We start from the raw sequence: 17,297 nt of genomic DNA on the forward strand, positions 1-17,297 counted from the left end.
TCTGGCCCGCAACTATCAGCCTTGGCGGCCGACAATGCTGCCGGTTTGAGCGTCAATCTTGAAAATGATGATGCGCCCGCGAGATGCCTGCCAGCGAACGATGTAAAAAGGTCGCCCGTTTTCAGAAATCAGGCGTGTATCAAGCTGGACTCCGGGCTCCACCGAATTGATCATGTCGAGCACTTGGCCAAGAGGGACGATCTGGTTGATGGTCTGGAAACTTGCACCGCTTTGAAAAGCCAATCGCACATCGCCAGAGGCGGCATGGGATGAACCCGCCCCATTTGGACCTGACAGCGCCCAGCCAGCCGGGTCGGGCCGCCCGGCATGGGCGGGGCTCACCAAACCCAAGCTGGTGACCAAAAGCGCACAAAAGAGAGAGCCAGACTTATTCATAACGTCCCATATAGATGAGGTCTTCTGAACGGGGTTTGAACAGGATTGTGCGACTTTGTTCAGCAAGCAAGCACGACCCAATCTTTACGCCCAAGATGACATATTTGACAAACAAGAGTAGCAATTTCCCACATGCGCACCCAAGAGCTTGCCTGTATAGACGGGCGCTTTAGAGGGTGGAGAGAGGTTTGACACGCGCCAGCCCATCTTGGCGCGCGGCCTCCACAAAAGCGGCAAACAGGGCCCGGGAATCTGCTGTTTCTGAAATCAGACGCTCGGGATGCCATTGCACCCCGATGGCAAAACGCCGATCAGGGCGCTCGATGGCCTCAATTAAGCCATCGCTCGCACGGGCCGAGACGATCACGTCGCGGGAAGCTTCCACCAAAGCCTCCCGGTGAAAACTATTGACTTCCAATCGATCCTGCCCGGTGATGGCTGCTAATTTGGTATTGGCTGTGACCAACACCTCATGGCGCGTCTCACGATCATCATGGGCGATTGTTCCATCGGTATATGCCGCGGCCTGCCCACTCATGCGGCAACCTGACAGGCAGCCCAGAAGCTGCATACCATTGCAAATACCCAGATAGGGCCGATCCTCGGCCAGAAAGGCCTCAATTAAGGCCCGCTCGATCTCAAAGCGTTCAGACTCCGGGGCTGGACTGCCATCGCCAGGCACATACCAATCATTGGGAAATTTGATCCGTGCGCCTGTCGACATCAGCCCATCACAATAGGTCTGTGCGATCAAAAGGGAGTCAGCAGCATAGGGCAGGCCAATGGCAATGCCGCCAGCTTGTTCGATGGCACGGAAATAGCCCTTGCCGGTCTCATAAGAAGCCCCGCCCTGGCTGGTGTTCTCATCCAGGATTATGCCGATAATGGGCTTGTTCAATGGCAGCATGGTGTGAGCCTAGCGTTTCGGGGGGTCGCCGGCCCGCGACCAATTAGACAACAAGGCCTTCAACTCCCCATGATCGCCCTCGGGCAAAGCCAAGATCAGGCGCACGAACAAATCGCCCGGCGCGCCTGCCCGTGCCACACCTTTACCCTTCAGCCGCAGCACAGTGCCAGAATTGGCACCGGCCGGAATGGTCAAGGCGACGGTTCCGTTCGGGATCGTGGCTTCAACCTTGCCGCCCTGCAGCAATTCCATCAGTGACACCGGCAGGTCCATGCGCACATCATCGCCGTCGCGCTGAAACACCGGATGGGATTTGACCGTAACGGTCACCATCAAATCACCATCAGGCATACCGCCTTGGCCAGGACCGCCCTGACCGCGCAACCGCAAGGTCCGCCCGGTCTCAACCCCGGCGGGAATGGCAACGTCCATGGTGCGGTCGCCTACCCGCACCCGCTTTTTGGTGCCAGCAATAGCCTCTTCAAAATCAATGGTGATTTGGGTCTGGATATCCTGACCCTTGCTGCCAGCCTGAAAGCCGCTGCGACTGCCGGGCCTCGCACCAAAGGCGGCACCGAACAAATCACCAAACATGTCTTCAAACTCGGGTTGGCCCGGCCCCGTCGCCCGCCGACCAGCCCCAGCCGAGGCAAATGGACCTCCTGGTCCAAATGGGTCGCCGCCCCCAAATGGGCCACGCCCACCGCCGCCAAATCCGGCGAAGCGGGGATTCCCATCAGCATCAATCTCGCCACGATCATAACGCGCCTTGCGGTCAGGGTCATCAAGGAAGGTAAATGCAGCCGACACACGCTTGAAGCGTTCTTCGGCGGCTTTGTTGTTGGGATTAGCGTCGGGGTGCAATTCCTTGGCAAGTTTGCGATAAGCCTTGCGCACATCGGCAAAGGCTGCACCTTTGCTGACACCCAGCACGGCATATGGTTCGTCTGCCACCCGATGAACTCCTGCTTCCTGTACTCAGATTTCTGGCCACCCGCTTGGGGATGTGACCAGCTTCGACAACCGGATACAGACTTAGGCGCTCTCGTTGGATGGCGAAAGGGGGCAGGTCAGGTTGGCTACACGAAGATCGTCTGCTGGAGGGCAAAGCCCGGCTGGCCTGCGGCATCAAGTTGGCTGAGAACAAGGCTCAGGCTGGATTGCTTGATGCCGAAATCTGCCAGTTCAAGCGCGTTTGGGTAAACATAAGTCGTGTTGGCTACATCCAGGATACGAACCACTTGCCCGGACGGGGCACGTATTTCCAGCCGATAGGCCTCAACGCCGGGATCCAAGGGGGGCTGGGTTAATCCCCAGCTATCACCATCCCCTGCAGCACGGCGGATCCACGACAATTGGATGCCGGCAGCCGTGCGGCGCGCTGTCAGATGGCACGGCGACCACGGGATGCGGGCGCGGGCGGCAAATCGTGCCTGTATGTGGGTTGCCAGCTCTGGCTGGTCAGTTGGGGCAGCTGTCCAGTCAAGCATCAAGCCGGTCAACGCAGCGTCAAGGTCGGCGGCCACCAAAGCCTCATCCAGAACGACCCAATCCGTCCCGGCTGCTATTGCCGGTGCGAATGACATGCCATGATAGCCCCGTACCAAGCCATCGAGCCGCCACGTCTGATCACCAATCCAGGTAATCCCCTGCCAATCAATGATGTCGCAGAGACCGTCGGGCCCCACCAAGGCGGCCCGGCCGCGGCTTGGCGGGACAGCACCCGGTGCCAGTCGCACCCGACAATCAAGACCAAGCCGCTGAGAAATCGCGGTCTGTGGCAAAGAGGAAACCAATTGGCCGACGCACATGGGCCGTGTCAGGCGCGCCACGCGCGTTTCGCCAACTCGCATATCGACAGAACCTGGCCATGGCAGCCCAAAAGCACCAACCAGCGGCTTGGGAGATGATGTGGCAAATGGCGCTGGCAAATCCAATATGATCAGCTGGGGTGGCGCGGCAATCACCGGCAAAATGGGGTCTGGGATGATGGCATAACTGGCCAAGGGGGCAGACAAGCCACTGGGCGCGAGACTGGCCGACACCTGTTCGCCCCAAGCCCCCGCCAATTGATCAACCCGCCAGACCCGACCGTCTGCCAAACTGAACCGATCACCCACATCAAACTGAAACCCCATCAAGGGGTTGAGTTTGCCGACAAGGGTCTCATGGCTTTGGCTGACCAGCAACTGACGGGCCAAAGCCTGACGGGTCGGCGCATCAACAACCAATGGCAATTGGACAGTTTGGGTCACCCCGCTGCCAGTCGGCTGACCGACACGATAGGTTGCCGGTTCAAAATCACGCGCCCGATCAAAGGTGGTCAGATGCACGCTGGCACTGGTTTCTGCCACCCGATGCGTTGTGGTCAGATCCGGCCGACCTGATGCAAGTTGAAAATCGTCCGCTGACAGACTTAGGCTCGGCACTGGTGGTGGCGTTGAGCGAATATGTAGCCCGTCACACCGCGGCCACGCCTCCAGACCCAAGGGTGCGATGAGGTTCTCGATCACGTTGCGCAAACCAATAGGACCTTCAACCACAAAGCCTTCCACATAGCCTTCGATCGCATCGGCTCTGAGCGTGGTAAGGCCAGCGTGGGCAGCCAAGCCATCAAACAAGTCCGCCAGCAAAAGCCCACCTGCGCGCCCAGCCAGCCAATGACCGGTGGCGGCATGGGCCCCATCTCCCCAGACCGTCTGCAATTGGGGAAAATGTGGATAGGGCCGGCCATCCCACGCCCACAGATACATGTGGGAAGGATCAACCATCGCCCTGCCGTCGCGCGCAGATTTCGGGCTATGACGGGTCCAATAATCCAGATAGGCCAAAAGAACCCGGCGCTGTTCGCCGTCATCACGGACGCCTGAGGAAAACGGTGGAAGCCCGGCTTCAGAAGACTTGGGATCGGGGAAGACACTGGGTCGATTGCCACCGCAATCCACCGCCGGACAACCCAATTCCATCAAGCGGATTGGCTTGGACTGGGGAATCCAGGCGGTGGGCGCTGCTTGGCGGACGCCATTGATCCGCTCCATATGGGGAAGAGACCAGAAACTGCGAATGTCTTTGATCCGCCAGACCCAAGGCTCTTGATAGGCCCCATCCGTGATCGGGGTCCGCGTTTGAGACAAGCGGGCATCCTCGCTGGCGTAATAGAAGTCAAAACCCTCCCCGCCCTCAATCCCGGCCTGATAGGTGAGGAGATCTGGCTCGGCTTGGCCGGGGCGGCGATCCGTTACAGGCGGGTACCAATCCAGACCGATGAAATCCACATGGGGATCGGCCCACAAGGGGTCTAGGGGAAAGCGTAAGTCTGTGCTTCCCGGCGGCCTGTAGGCACCATATTCTGTCCAGTCCGCACCATAGCTGATCGCAACAGATGGTCCCAAGATTTGGCGCACCTGAGCAGCCAGATCCTGTAAGGCCGCCACAGCCGGAAACCCGCCATCGGGCCCTTGCAAGCGGGTGAGACCGACCAGTTCTGATCCAATCAAAAATGCTTCAACCCCACCCGCCGCCTTTGCCAGCATTGCCTGATGCAGCACAAAGCGGCGATATGACCATTCAGGCGGTCCCTGATAGATTGGACGCGAGCCATCAAGGGAAAAATGACTGGCCTGAGCGGTACCGAAAAACGCATTAATCTGGGTCAGCAGGGCGGCGGTCCCATTGACCGTGCCGGCTTGCCGCGGACCGGGATCGCATGTGATCCGTCCCCGCCACGGATAGGCGGCTTGTCCCAGAGTGCCAAGCGTGCTGGCATGGGGATCCGGCAGGCGATTGCCCGCGGCAATATCCATCATGACAAAGGGGTTTAGTGTGACCTGATGGCCGCGGGCTTTCAAGGCAGCAATCGCCTCGACCACCGACAAATCATCCGGACTGCCACCATAGGCAGGCCGCCCATCCACGCGCGTGGTCATTTGCGCTTGATCACGACGCAAGCCCGCCACAGACCAACCACGTGGCCGAGTCGGTTTGGCGGCTTGATCCACCCGTGGTTCAATCCGGCACTGTCCCGCCCGCAAATCAGTGCCAAACCACGCCACCACAAGGCTGACATGATCGACGTGGGGAAAGTCGCGACTGAGTTGGTCGAGCGATACCAATAAATTGGTGCGGTCTTGCGCGGCATGTCGGTTTTCCGGTGTCGCCACACCCGGGGTCCAGAGCGTATCGATCGGCGTGGTGGCATAGGCAAATTCCCCTGCCCCCGGGATCAGGCAAACCCCGCGAGCCAGAGCTTCAAGACGCGGCCGCTCAGTGCCATTGGGGTCAGAGGCCATGATTTCAAATGACAGATTGGGGATGCGATCATTGAAACTGGAGACAGGAAAATCCTCAAACACCAGATAGGCCAATCCGCGGAAAGCCGGGGCATTGGCTAAGCCCTCCAGTGCCTCGATCAGTGGATCGGGCATCTGAGTTTGGCCACCCAGATAAAGCCTGAAAGTACATGTCGACAGATCAAACCGCTCACCATTGGCCCAAGCCTGACCAATGCCCCGGATAGGCCCCTCGCACAGACCAATGGCGAAGCTGATGGTGTAGGAATTTTCCACCACCTTCTGGCCTGTTTTGCCACCGACACGTCGGGAATGACGATGTTCCTTAAAGCGGCTGGCCCAAATGATCTGGCCTGTGACACGCGCACAGCCAAAGACGATTGGGATCGGAACACCTTCGCCGCCACCCTGCACTTTCAAGGTCGACAGGCGAGATGCCTGCTTAATCGGCGGGTTGTGGGCCGTGCTAAGCATTTGGTCGAGGGCAGAGCCCGCCAATGCCCCTAAAGCCCCACCAATCGGACCAAACAGGCTGGTTCCGGCCGACGAAAGGATCAGACTGGCCATGGCTTAAATCTCCTGCAGGACTGGCGTGGTCGACTGCGGCGTCTCAGGCCAGATAAACACACCGCATGTGCGGGCCTGAAACCAGCGGCCATAGCGGTTTTCAACCACGCCTGCAGTCCAATGGGCGTGGATGAAACGATCAGGAGACACCATCAGACCGGCATGGACTGGCTCGCCGCCTGGGGTCTGAGCCAAGAGGATGACATCCCCTGCAAAAGGGTGCTCACCGGCCAGCAATACCGACTGGACCGCCTCCAAAAGTCCACCTGACAGACAGGATCTGGATGGGCAAGCTAGGTTGAGTTCGCGCGCGAGCCCCTCGATGAGCCCTGCGCAATCGGTCGCCACCCCTCTTTGGCTGGCACCCGCCAAATAGGGTGTACCCAGCCACGCCCTCGCCCGCTTCACAATCTCGCGCCTCATCTTTTGCCCCCACTATTGTCTGTGGCTGATGGTCCGGCCAGAGCGGCTTCATCACCAGGCAGGGTTGGCATGCCGCGAAAGTTCAAGCTGTTGGCAAACCGGTCCCGGCAAGTTGCAAATTGCTTGTCGCATCCGATCTGAAGATGGACCCCATCACCCAGGTCCGGGGCCAATGGCATCGGGGTCAGAAGCTGCACATCAAGCCCGCCAGCCATCTGCGCCGCAACGCCAACACCGATATGCAAGCCTGTGGCAGGTCCGGTCGTGACCTGCACCGCACCCCCCGTTAAAGCCAGCACATCGACCGGGGCAGATATGGCCAGGCGCAATGCCCGATCGCTTAAAACGGCGAGCACATGGCCGTCCACACCATAGGCTGGCAAAGCCAGATTGACCCCACAACGGGCATCGCCCAGATCGGCATCGCAACTGCGGCTATAAAGCCGCCCGATCGTGCGGTTTAGAGCCGGATCAAGGGTCTGAATCTGAAACTCAAAATGGGCGTCTTGTTGGGCGATTGCCTGCACATAACCTGTCCAGAGCGGCAAGGCGTGCTCGGGGTTGAGCCAATCTACCAAATACGCCTCGACACGCGCCTGATCCCACAATCCCAACGCAATATCGGCCTCGCGGACACCAGCCAGATCAAGGGCTCCCGACAATGCAGCATGGCCCGGGCTGAGGGACATAGTTTGATCGGCTGGGCTCTCCAAAAGCGCCTGACTAGCCCGAAAAAGCTGGCCGCCCACCGTGAGATCTTGATCATGATTGGTGGCGCATAAAACCAATCCATCCTGCCGGGTCAGTCGCCAAGCATGGGCAAAATGGGTGACGCCGGCCTGAATCGCGTCACGCCAGCCAAGTGGCAGCACTTTCATGGCAAGACCTCAACCAAGGTCAACGCGATGATGCGACCGGCCTCAAACGCATCATGGGCAATGTCGAGCCGGTCGCTGTCAAAGCGCACATGGGTATCAAAAGCAAAGCCTGCTTGGACGAGCTGGCCGACGGCGGGGGCTTGCACAAGCGTGAGAAGTCCCGACGTCCCGTCGAGGCTGAAGTCGCTGGCAGCGATTTCTGACCCGCCAACACCGACACGCACACTTCCGACCAAAGGTAAGCGGATTGGCCGGACGCTGGCTCCAGCCCCATCGCCATAGGTCTTCTGGAGCTGAAACTGCCGGTTTAGCCCGTTTCCGGTGCCAAGGGCTTGATCAAACGGGCCGGGCGTAGCCGAAGGGCGACAACTTTTATGGTCGGCGGGATCCTGGAAGCGAAAGCTATGCAGCTTGCCCTTTCGTGCTTCAAAAAAGGCTGTGATGGCCGCCAGATCGTCTAAGCTGCGAATGGCAGAGCCGACTTCCCAACGGCGACGTGCAAGCGACACGCAGCTATTGCGGATTTCTCGGCCATTGGCCAAGGTGATCACATCAGTTGCCCGTTCCGGTCCACCAACCGCCCCGCGTGCCAATTTCAATGGAAATTCAACATTGTGGAAGGCTGTCATAGCAATTGGCTCCCGCGCTGCACCGCGCGCGCCAGCGCGGCGGCAACCTGATGAGAAGATCGTTTCACCTCGGTCAGAGACTGGCCCGGTGCCATCTGGATATTGATGGTGATGGTGGGAACCGACGGGCCTGCCTGAATTTGCCCGCTGCTTGTGGGGACGAATAATTCGGGCCCGCGCTCACCGACCAGATAGGCTCCACCGCGATTGACTGGGCCTCCGTCGGCCCGTGCTCCAGCCAGTGCCAGTCCACCTGTCGCTTTGGCGAAAGCGGCTTCAATCGGATGGGTCACAAATCGGTCCAGCGCGATTTTGGACAGATCACGCAACAGGGCAGAAACCAGGCCGCGAACCGATAACTCGCCGCTTCGGGCTGCAACCGCCAGCGATGCAGCAACCCGCTTGCCCGCCCTTGCAAATGCATCACCCACCGCATCGGCGGCAGTTTGGGCAGGACCAGCGGCAAAAGCCTCCAAGCTGTCGGCCGCTTGTTGCAGACCGGCATTAAATGAATCATTATTCAGTTGCGTCATGAGTGGGGATCTCTTCATCGGGATAGGCTGCAGACAGCCGTGCTAGGCCCGCCTGATCCAGCCCAGTTTGTGGACCACAAAGTGCGCGCCATTCAGCCACGGACAGCGCCCAAAAGTCTTTCGGTGGAATGCCCAGGCCGATGGCATCAGCCAACAGGCGCGGCCATGGCAGCAGGCTCATACCCCAGCCCCGTCAAAGGCTTTGGTGATTGCGGCAATGGCTTCGTCGGGATGAATGCGGCAGCTTGCCAGGTCTGCGGGGCTTAAAGCCGTGCCATGCAGCAAGGCTGAAATAACCACCAACACATCCCGGCTCGACAAGTTTCGCAAACGGGCTTCCAGCGCTGGCAAACTGTCCACACCAAAGGCGGTTTCAAGACGGGCCAGCGCGCCCATGGTGAGGCACAGGATCAAGGGACGGCCATCAATATGCAAAACCGCCTCACCGCGCGCAGCCTGCGCCACAGGATGGGTAGGCTGGGCGCTCATAGCGGACTAAACCCCAATTCCCCTGCGCTAATCAGCGTCATGGAGAAGGTTGCTTCGCCGTCATGGGCCCCACCATATTCAAGGGCCGCGACCTGAAAAGGCCCCTCCAGCGCGCCAAAATCAGGGATAATCAACCGCCAAATCCGCTTATCTTGGGCAAAGAAGCTCGCGCGCACCAAAGCGTCGGATGCAGCATCCTTGAACACACCCGAGCCGGTGACACTGGCCTCTTTGAGACCTGCTCCGGCGAGTAATTCGCGCCAGGCATTGGGGCTATCGGCGGCGGTTGCATCCACCGACTTGGCGGATAGGGCAATGGTTTTTGCCCGCAGGCCGGCAATGGTGATGAAGACGGGCGATGCCGCCCCATCGGAGATTTTCAATAGGACATCCCGTCCCGCTTGTCCGGCCATACAGACCTCCTCAATGAATATTTGTTCAGATGTATTCGGCGACAATCTTTAGCCGCACGATACCGAGCCAGGAACGGCCATCCGTGCTGCGCAAGACATCGCAATAGAGCGGCAAAACCAGAATGATGCGCACACCGACCACGGCAGGATGCATGCTGGTTGCACAATTGGACAGCGCCTCAACCGCGGCACGCGCGACCTCGACCCCGCTCTGACGACTGACGACTTCCAAGGTGGCAACATGCTCCTCGCCTCGGACCTCAGCCGCATCGGCGGGCTTTGTCTCCCACCGCCGCCACCAAGCAAACGGATAAGCCGCCAGCTTAATAGGAGCGTCGAGAAGTCGAACTGGATTTCCCAAGGTCGCCTGAACGGCTGGATCGGCCCGGAAAGCAGCGTCCAAGGCTTGTTGGCATGCCAGCGCGGTCATAGGCGCACCTGTCCGAAAGCCCCGGACTTAAGGGCTTGGCTGGCGGCGACCACGGCTTCGGCGTCGCGCCGGATCAGGGCCTGACCGACCTCTTCCAGAATGGCCAGCCGGTAGGCTTGGGGAATTTGAGCCACACTCGCAAAGCCCGCCTGATAGTCCACGCTGAGGTCGCTGGCGTCTCGCTGCAACTTGAATTTGCCATCCATCAAGGTGATGAGTCCTGGATCGGCGGCACGGCTTGACCCATCGGCCAATAGCTGGCGCACCCCGTAAATGAGGCTGACCGGACTTGCCGCTGGCAAGAGAAAGCCCGGCTGCAAGGGCCCAAGGAAATTCTGGCGCACCCGGCGGCTGACCAAAGCCCGACCTGTACGGGTTTCAAACATCTCGCGGGCGGCCGTTACGAACAAGGCCAAAAGGTCATCTTCGCCTTGGGTGCCGATCCGCAGATAGGTTCGTACCTCAGTCAGGCTCACAGGTTCGCCCACCGGGGGCTCCAGAATTTCAAGGGACATGGGCCGACCTCAGCTGACGGTAAATTTGAGCAATTTGATCGCGTCAAAATTCTGCACACCGCCGCCGAGGCGCTTGGTGACATAGAACATGACAAACGGCTTGTTGGTGTAAGGGTCGCGCAGGACGCGGACATCTGCCCGGTCAACGATCAAATAGCCTTTTTCGAAATCACCAAAGGCAATCGCCAGCCCGCTGGCACTCACATCAGGCATATCCTCGCATTCCACGACAGGGAAGCCGAGCAGCGTCGCGGGTTGCCCTGCGACCAGCGAGGGCTGCCAGATATACTGGCCCGCGCTGTCCTTAAACTTGCGGACCAATCCGACCGTGCGCCGGTTCATCAGGAAGCTGGCGTTGGCGCGATATGGTGTTTTTGGCGCATAGGTGAGATCGACAAGTTTATCGACCGGATTGGCGGCGGGAAAAGCCCCTGCCACGCCTGAGGCAAGATAGCCCAGCTGGCCCCAGGTTGCTGTGGCGTCCGGGGCGGCGGTATAAGCCAAAAGACCTTTGGGCTTATTGACGCCGTCTCCCGAAATAAAAGCAATACTTTCAGCGGCTGAGAAGCTTTCTGCGATTTCACCGGCCAGCCATTGATCCATGTCCAGCAAGGCATCATCAAGCAGGGTCTGGGTGGCAGCGGCCATGGCATACATTTCGCCCATTGGGAACGACAGCAGATCAAGCGATGGTGTCGCGGTCTCGGTCCTCGCAGCGGTTTCAGCCACCCAACCGACTGCTGGTGCGGTCACCGCAATTGGCTTGCGAAAAACATTGGCCGAGGTGGTACGAATGGCCGCCAGCCGACGCATAGGCGAACTGGCGATGATGCGCCGGTCAATCGTGGCTTGAACCTCTGGCGGGGCAACATGACCGCCATCGGTGGCGACACTCACGGACAAGGACTTGGCTTCAATGGCCGCAAGGCCAGTCTCATCCCCGCGTCGCATAAAGCTGGCCCAGGCTGCCTTGGCTTCGGTGGCTTCAAGACCCGCAACAGTCTGTGCGCCCGGTCGTAGGCCAGACAGTGACAAGCGGTCCAACGTGGCCTGAGCCCGCGTCAGACCGCGATCAATGCGGTCGACTTTTTCCTCCAACAAGGGATCAACTGTCGACTTTTGCTCCATCTCAGCCAGACGCTGATCATTGGCGGCCCGGAAGGCTTCAAAGGCTGACATCAGCTCATGTTGGGCTGCGCGCACGTCAGGTATATTGTTCATTTTGGTTTCCATCATCGTCTCCGTTAAGTCGCCGGAATGGCGGGGTTAGAGGGGGGAGGCCAGTTCCACCCGCCTTGCGGGTGGGCCTGTGCGTGTCGGGCTGCTGACCCGAAAGCGGGCGCGCGGCAGCATGGGAAAGGTCACGATCGACACTTCGCGCAGGTCGATAGACGTCAGGATCCGTCCGCCGGAAGGGCGCGGTTCAAAGGCCAACGTGCGAAATCCAATCGACAGGCCATCGGCCAATCCTGACTGCACCAGGTTTGCAACCGTCTGGATTTGTGGGCGTTCAACCCTGATCTGGCCGCGCATCCACAGGCCCACATCGTCCTCAAACGCTTCAATCCAATGACCAATCGGCTGATCAGGGTCGTGTTGGTAAAGCATCCTTATGGCCGCAGCTGGCAGGCGTTGGAGCGAACCGGCAAAGGCCCCATGCCGAACAACGTCACCGGCAAGGTCGACCTGGCCAAACAGGCTGGCATAGCCCGCAATCATCAAAGAGCTGGTCATGGCCCCTCCTGATCAATGTGGTTTTCGATCCGGTCGAGGCTGGAGCGTATCGCGGCAACCTGGGCCTCAATGCGGGCCATGCGCTCCAAAATGGGTTGTTGCAGCTTGATCTCGGCTTCCAGATTATCAAGGCGCTGGGCCGCCGCGCCCACCCATAACAGGGCAGCGACAGCTTGGAGGACCAAGGTGATGAGGATGGCTAATGTCAGGCGAAAGTCGCTCGCCAGACGACCGGTTGTGGTTGTCGTTTGTTCGCTCATTGATCGGCCTCCCCAAGCGCAGGCTTGGCCTTCGCGGGCAGACCCGCCAGAGCCCGCTTCTCGTCCTGGGTAAGGAAGCTTGTTGCCTCCAGTCGCGCCCACACCGCTTCGCGTTCGATTGCTAAAGCTGGGATCTGATCAAAGTCTGGCTGAACGCGGAGAACCTGCTCAGTCCAAGGATTGAGCCAAGTCTCAAGAGCCGCGGCCGCTTTGGTCACCAAGGGTATGATGGTCTGCCGCCAGAAGGCGCTATTGGCCTCTTTGTAATTGGCATAGGTCGCATCACCGGGTATGCCCAACAGCATGGGCGGCACACCGAAGGCTAAAGCGATGTCACGTGCCGCGGCGCGGCGCGCCTCGACGAAGTCCATTTCTGCGGGGGTCAAACTCATGGCGGTCCATTCAAGCCCGCCTTCCAATAGCAAGGGTCTTCCCGCATTAGCCGCACCTGTATGGGCTTGGCTCAATTCGGTTTTTAATCGTTCAAACTGTTCTTCGCTCAACCGCTCGGCGCCGGGCAGACCGCGATAAACCAGTGCGCCGGATGGCCTGGCAGCATTGTCAATCAACGCCTTGTTCCAAGCCCCACCCGCATTGTGAATGTCCACGGCAATGGCGGCGGCCTCTAATGGCGACTGGCCATAGAGATCATCCGCCGGATTGAAGAGCTTGAGGTGGCAAATCGGTGCCCGCCCTGTTGCCGGATCGCGCCACAGCCGCCGTTTCAGACCATTGGCCTCATATTCCCAGCCTGCAGGCCACCCACTTGCGCCAGGAATGATACGCACCCGATCCGGGCGGAGGGCACAGACTTCGCGGGGTTCGCCCTCCAGCGCGATCAGCTCAAGCCAGCCATTGCCGGCAATCTGGAGATGGCCGTAAAATGCCTCCAATAGTTCCGGTCCCGATTGTTCGGGATTAGGCCGCTGAAACAAGGATTGAAACGGATGGGCCTGGCCGTCGCCTCCAAGAAAGCGCAAGCGCACTGAGGCCGCTGCTTCTGCCACCAGCCGGACACAGCGATAGGCCACAGCATTGCGCTGAAACCCTTCTCGCGACAACGCAGCATAGTCGCGCGGTGTCCACGCAGGCCGACCTGGACTTGTGTAAGCCAAAAGCGGCGTAGATGCCTTGGCTTCAGCGGGAGGGGTGGGCTGTCGCTGTTGGCGACGAAAGAGCGCAAATGCGGCCATGAGTGAATATCCGTTCATAAGCTGCGGGCCGATGGACGAGGCCCCTGGTCGAGAATGAGGTCGCTCAACGCCCAGACCAGCGCATCGACCCGGTCAGGCGAGCCTTGAAAACCGGCGGCACCGAAGCGACACATCTGATCCTCAAGGTCGCGGAAACAGGACTGATGGCTGACCCGACCTTGCGAATAGAGCAGGGCCACAGGCTCGGCCCGCGTCCGCTTGCCGCGACTGGCGTGGACCAGCCTTATTGGAGCAGCAGGGGCGGCCAGCCTTAAAACGGCGCGGACCATTTCCCCGCCCTGATTGGCCTCAGCCACAATCAGATTGGCTGCAAAGTGCTGATAGGCTTTGGCCACACACGCAGCCCAATCGGCAGGAGCAAGGCCTTGGCACGACAGGTCGGCCAAGACGGTGGCGCGCCGCTGGTGGCCGTGCCCACTGGCACAGGCGACGATAATGCCGCAGGTATCGGCCCCCGCTCCCATGCTGGCAGGAGGATCAACGGCCACCACCACCCGGTCTGCGGCCACCACATGTGGGGCGTTGCGGGCGCTGGCCACTTGATCGCGCGTCCACAAAGCCCCCTCCGGATCATCGACCAATTCACCGTCTAATTCCTGCCGCGCCCAAACAGATCCTGCCCAACGATGGGCGAGATCTTCGACAAAGCCATCGGCCAAGAAATGCCGATTGGTCTGTGTGGGAGCCCGCGTGACCGCGCAGGTGGGGTCGGCCAGAAGCTGCTTGAGAGCTGCAATGGGGCGCGGGGTGGTAGATAAGACCATGCGCGGATCACGCCCGAGACGCAGGGCAGGCCGCAGCGTTGCGAAAACCGCCTCAGGCCTGGCCCAAGCGGCCATTTCATCGCCCCACGCACCGTCAAACTGCGGGCCGCGCAGGCTGTCGGGATCTTCAGCGGAAAACAACAATGCCGTGCCCCCACCCGGCCAGACAAGGCGACGGCGGGAAACCTCGAAGCTGGGACGCTCTTCCGGCCTGGCAATCGCCAGGAGGCCGGATTGCCCCTCGACCATGACGTCGCGGACGTCTGCGAAGGTCGGCCCGATCAGGGCCATACGTGAGCAGGCTGCGCTTTCCATCTGTTCACGCACCCATTCTGCTGCGGTGCGAGTCTTTCCCGAGCCCCTTCCGCCCAGGACCAACCAGCTGCGCCACCTGCCAAGAGGGGGCAATTGGTTGGGCCTCGCCCAGAATGGCCAATGATGACTGAGCCGCAGAAGATCGTCGGTGCTGAGCTGGGTTAGAAAGCCATGCTGAAGGCTGAAGGCGCACAATGCTAAGCGCTGATACCGCCACCGACGCAGATTGTCGGTTGCTGGATTGGGCAGTGCAGACTGGGGCGACAAATCGGGCTGGGGCACGGACACGCAACATGACTTTCTCCTGTCCGCCTCAAGAGACGGGGATGGGTGATGTCATTGAGCATGAAGGCGGGGCCGCCCCGGTCTGACAGATCAGGTCAGTCTGAACCCAACCCAAGGTGCAAATTCAGTGCAACGGCCCGATTTTCTGCGGTTTACCGGCCTGAATATGGCCACGGACGCAGGGATAAAGCTTGACCCCTGCCCCGGATCAGCCTCGTTGTCTGAAGATGTTTGAAGGTGGGTTTTGAGGTGAATCACGGCGTCTTTCGCGCGGACTTGATGGATCGTCGCGCCAAGCTGCAAGCCTATCACATGCGGCTGATCATCATTTTGGCCCTCAGTGTCGTCACGCTGACGGGGCTGACCTCCTATGCCATTTGGCGACACTTCTTTTCAGACCTGCCTAAAATCACATCCAATGAAGAAATTTGGACAGCCAATCGCAAACCCAGTTTGGAAATGGTTGATGCCAATGGCGAAACCATTGCCATGCGCGGGCCCCGCTATGGCCGTAAAGTGAGTGTTGATGCCTTGCCGGCCCATGTGCTGCAGGCCTTTCTGGCGGTGGAGGATGCGCGCTTTTTCGAGCATGGCGGGGTCGACCTGTGGTCGATTGGTCGGGCGGTGGTGGAAAATCTGACCGCCGGACACACGGTCCAAGGAGCCTCAACCATCACGCAGCAATTGGTCAAAAATGTCTATCTGAGCCCGGAACAGACATTCAAACGCAAGCTGCAGGAAATGGTGCTGGCCTGGCAGATCGACAGCCGTTTGAGCAAGAAGGAAATCCTCGAAATCTATCTCAACCGCATCTATTTTGGCCAAAATGCCTATGGGCTGGATGCGGCGGCTTGGCATTTTTTCTCAAAACATCCCACCAAACTCACCTTGGCAGAGGCCGCCATGCTTGCAGGCCTGCCAAAGGCCCCCGGACGTCTTGCAATCGACTTGACCGCAGCGCCAGCGGTTGAGCGCCGGGCTGTTGTATTGAACCGCATGGTCGAAGCCGGCTTTATTACCCAAGCCCAGGCATCTTTGGCGTCTGGGGAACCCGTCGTCTTGACAATTGCCCCCGATCTTGCCGAGGGACAGTTGGGCTATGCCATCGACATGGCCCAAAAAGAGGTTGACAGTATCGGCAGACCCATCGCGCCTGATCGGGTCTTGCGGCTCACCGTCGATCAGAAGATGCAGGCGGCGGCTGTGGCGGCTGTTCAAGAATTAATTGGCGCTGGACGCGGCAGCGGGGTGACCCAGGCTGCGCTTGTTGCCATGGACCGCCAAGGCCGTATTCTGGCCATCGTGGGTGGCCGAGACTATGGCGAAAGCAAATATAATCGTGCCACCATGGCCAAGCGCCAACCCGGCTCCAGCTTTAAGCCATTCGTCTATGCCGCTGCTCTGGAAAAAGGCATGTCACCCGATACCATCCGCGTGGACCGCCCGATAACAATCGGCACATGGCGACCGCGCAATTTCGGTGGCGGCTATGCAGGTGCTATGACGCTGTCGACCGCCTTGACCCGGTCGGTCAATACTGTGGCTGTTCAATTGGCTGCTGAAGTGGGAATCGACCGGCTGTTGCTACTGGCCCAAAGACTGGGGATCGACAGCGAATTGCCGCGCAATCTGTCCATTGCTCTCGGGGCAGGCGAAGTCACCTTGCTTGATATGACCCGCGCCTATGCAACCTTGGCTAATGATGGGGTGCGCGTTGACCCCTATCTGATTGAGCGCATTGATACCACGCGCGGCACTGTCGCCTATCAGCGCGACAAGAAAGCCCCCGTACAAGTCTATGAGCCGCTGCGCGCGCGCCAAATGACAGCCATGCTGGCCGATGTGGTCGCCTTTGGCACCGGTAAGCGGGCAAAATTGCCCGGCGGGCGGGAGGCTGCAGGCAAGACCGGAACCAGCCAGAATTATCGCGATGCGTGGTTTGTCGGCTATACTGCTGACATCATTTGTGGCGTCTGGGTCGGCAATGACGGCTCAACCCCGATGCGGGGCGTAACAGGAGGCACCTTGCCCGCTCTCATCTGGGAGGACTTCATGGCCGCAGCCCATGAGGGCAAGCCTTTGTCGCCCTTGCCCACCTTGGAAGATCTGAAGCGGCCAAGCCCCGGGGCCTTGGCAGCCTTTTATGAAAGCCTGGCAGATATGTTCGCAGCCGCGGGTGGGCAGGATGTCGCCGCTCTGCCCGCTGTCCGCAAGTTACCAAGCCCGCAGCCGCTCCCGACCACCGCCACGCCGTGA

The 17,297-nt window shown here is 59.8% G+C and carries 20 protein-coding genes; 2 read left to right on the forward strand and 18 right to left on the reverse strand.

Translation table 11 applies throughout. From position 1 onward, the window contains the following. Window positions 1-15: 15 nt before the first annotated feature. The 18 genes from PbB2_RS09420 to PbB2_RS09505 all read right to left on the reverse strand — a co-directional run bounded on the left by PbB2_RS09420 (window position 16) and on the right by PbB2_RS09505 (window position 14,849). Complete coding sequence (locus PbB2_RS09420) at window positions 16-396, reverse strand: PepSY domain-containing protein (RefSeq protein ID WP_108985068.1); 381 nt, start codon at window positions 394-396, stop codon at window positions 16-18. Window positions 397-565: 169 nt separating this feature from the next. After that, complete coding sequence (locus tag PbB2_RS09425; RefSeq protein WP_238164948.1) at window positions 566-1,303, reverse strand: gamma-glutamyl-gamma-aminobutyrate hydrolase family protein; 738 nt, start codon at window positions 1,301-1,303, stop codon at window positions 566-568. A 9-nt stretch (window positions 1,304-1,312) separates the two neighbouring features. Further along, window positions 1,313-2,257, reverse strand: coding sequence for a DnaJ C-terminal domain-containing protein (locus PbB2_RS09430; protein WP_108985069.1), 945 nt, complete (start codon window positions 2,255-2,257; stop codon window positions 1,313-1,315). A 125-nt stretch (window positions 2,258-2,382) separates the two neighbouring features. Next, complete coding sequence (locus tag PbB2_RS09435) at window positions 2,383-6,159, reverse strand: baseplate multidomain protein megatron (RefSeq protein ID WP_108985070.1); 3,777 nt, start codon at window positions 6,157-6,159, stop codon at window positions 2,383-2,385. Between the two features lie 3 nt (window positions 6,160-6,162). Further along, a complete protein-coding gene (locus PbB2_RS09440) occupies window positions 6,163-6,582 on the reverse strand; it encodes an NlpC/P60 family protein (protein ID WP_108985071.1) in 420 nt (139 codons plus the stop codon). After that, window positions 6,579-7,460, reverse strand: coding sequence for a DUF2163 domain-containing protein (locus PbB2_RS09445; protein WP_108985072.1), 882 nt, complete (start codon window positions 7,458-7,460; stop codon window positions 6,579-6,581). Before PbB2_RS09445 ends, PbB2_RS09440 begins: the two co-directional genes overlap by 4 nt. Continuing rightward, window positions 7,457-8,089, reverse strand: coding sequence for a DUF2460 domain-containing protein (locus tag PbB2_RS09450; RefSeq protein ID WP_108985073.1), 633 nt, complete (start codon window positions 8,087-8,089; stop codon window positions 7,457-7,459). The genes PbB2_RS09445 and PbB2_RS09450 overlap by 4 nt, the downstream gene beginning before the upstream one ends. Further along, window positions 8,086-8,622, reverse strand: a complete 537-nt coding sequence (locus tag PbB2_RS09455) for a phage tail tape measure C-terminal domain-containing protein (protein WP_108985074.1) — start codon at window positions 8,620-8,622, stop codon at window positions 8,086-8,088. The genes PbB2_RS09450 and PbB2_RS09455 overlap by 4 nt, the downstream gene beginning before the upstream one ends. After that, window positions 8,606-8,803: a phage tail assembly chaperone gene (locus tag PbB2_RS09460; protein WP_108985075.1), complete on the reverse strand. Its 198-nt coding sequence runs from the start codon at window positions 8,801-8,803 to the stop codon at window positions 8,606-8,608. The genes PbB2_RS09455 and PbB2_RS09460 overlap by 17 nt, the downstream gene beginning before the upstream one ends. Further along, on the reverse strand, window positions 8,800-9,111 hold the full coding sequence (locus tag PbB2_RS09465; RefSeq protein WP_108985076.1) for a GTA-gp10 family protein: 312 nt from the start codon (window positions 9,109-9,111) through the stop codon (window positions 8,800-8,802). Before PbB2_RS09465 ends, PbB2_RS09460 begins: the two co-directional genes overlap by 4 nt. Beyond that, window positions 9,108-9,524, reverse strand: a complete 417-nt coding sequence (locus PbB2_RS09470) for a phage major tail protein, TP901-1 family (protein WP_108985077.1) — start codon at window positions 9,522-9,524, stop codon at window positions 9,108-9,110. The genes PbB2_RS09465 and PbB2_RS09470 overlap by 4 nt, the downstream gene beginning before the upstream one ends. Before the next feature lie 25 nt (window positions 9,525-9,549). Beyond that, window positions 9,550-9,954 carry a DUF3168 domain-containing protein gene (locus tag PbB2_RS09475; protein ID WP_108985078.1) on the reverse strand — a complete coding sequence of 135 codons (405 nt, stop codon included), beginning with the start codon at window positions 9,952-9,954 and terminating at the stop codon, window positions 9,550-9,552. Next, complete coding sequence (locus PbB2_RS09480) at window positions 9,951-10,469, reverse strand: head-tail connector protein (protein WP_108985079.1); 519 nt, start codon at window positions 10,467-10,469, stop codon at window positions 9,951-9,953. The genes PbB2_RS09475 and PbB2_RS09480 overlap by 4 nt, the downstream gene beginning before the upstream one ends. 9 nt (window positions 10,470-10,478) lie before the next feature. Then, the gene (locus tag PbB2_RS09485; protein WP_108985080.1) at window positions 10,479-11,705 is read right to left on the reverse strand and encodes a phage major capsid protein; all 1,227 of its coding nucleotides are present in this window, start codon (window positions 11,703-11,705) and stop codon (window positions 10,479-10,481) included. 30 nt (window positions 11,706-11,735) lie between these two features. Beyond that, window positions 11,736-12,203, reverse strand: coding sequence for an HK97 family phage prohead protease (locus PbB2_RS09490; protein WP_108985081.1), 468 nt, complete (start codon window positions 12,201-12,203; stop codon window positions 11,736-11,738). Then, complete coding sequence (locus PbB2_RS09495) at window positions 12,200-12,463, reverse strand: hypothetical protein (RefSeq protein WP_238164949.1); 264 nt, start codon at window positions 12,461-12,463, stop codon at window positions 12,200-12,202. Before PbB2_RS09495 ends, PbB2_RS09490 begins: the two co-directional genes overlap by 4 nt. Then, the gene (locus tag PbB2_RS09500; protein WP_238164950.1) at window positions 12,460-13,674 is read right to left on the reverse strand and encodes a phage portal protein; all 1,215 of its coding nucleotides are present in this window, start codon (window positions 13,672-13,674) and stop codon (window positions 12,460-12,462) included. The genes PbB2_RS09495 and PbB2_RS09500 overlap by 4 nt, the downstream gene beginning before the upstream one ends. Then, on the reverse strand, window positions 13,671-14,849 hold the full coding sequence (locus PbB2_RS09505) for a DNA-packaging protein (RefSeq protein WP_305790462.1): 1,179 nt from the start codon (window positions 14,847-14,849) through the stop codon (window positions 13,671-13,673). The genes PbB2_RS09500 and PbB2_RS09505 overlap by 4 nt, the downstream gene beginning before the upstream one ends. A 101-nt stretch (window positions 14,850-14,950) precedes the next feature. Here PbB2_RS09505 and PbB2_RS16080 point away from each other — a divergent pair, with 101 nt between their 5' ends. Together PbB2_RS16080 and pbpC are read left to right on the forward strand one after the other, a co-directional pair. After that, window positions 14,951-15,127 carry a hypothetical protein gene (locus tag PbB2_RS16080; RefSeq protein ID WP_192576280.1) on the forward strand — a complete coding sequence of 59 codons (177 nt, stop codon included), beginning with the start codon at window positions 14,951-14,953 and terminating at the stop codon, window positions 15,125-15,127. Between the two features lie 193 nt (window positions 15,128-15,320). Next, window positions 15,321-17,297: a multimodular transpeptidase-transglycosylase PbpC gene (gene pbpC, locus PbB2_RS09510; protein ID WP_133245768.1), complete on the forward strand. Its 1,977-nt coding sequence runs from the start codon at window positions 15,321-15,323 to the stop codon at window positions 17,295-17,297.

The sequence above is a fragment of the Candidatus Phycosocius bacilliformis genome, assembly GCF_003112735.1.
In the GTDB taxonomy this organism is placed as follows: domain Bacteria; phylum Pseudomonadota; class Alphaproteobacteria; order Caulobacterales; family Aquidulcibacteraceae; genus Aquidulcibacter; species Aquidulcibacter bacilliformis.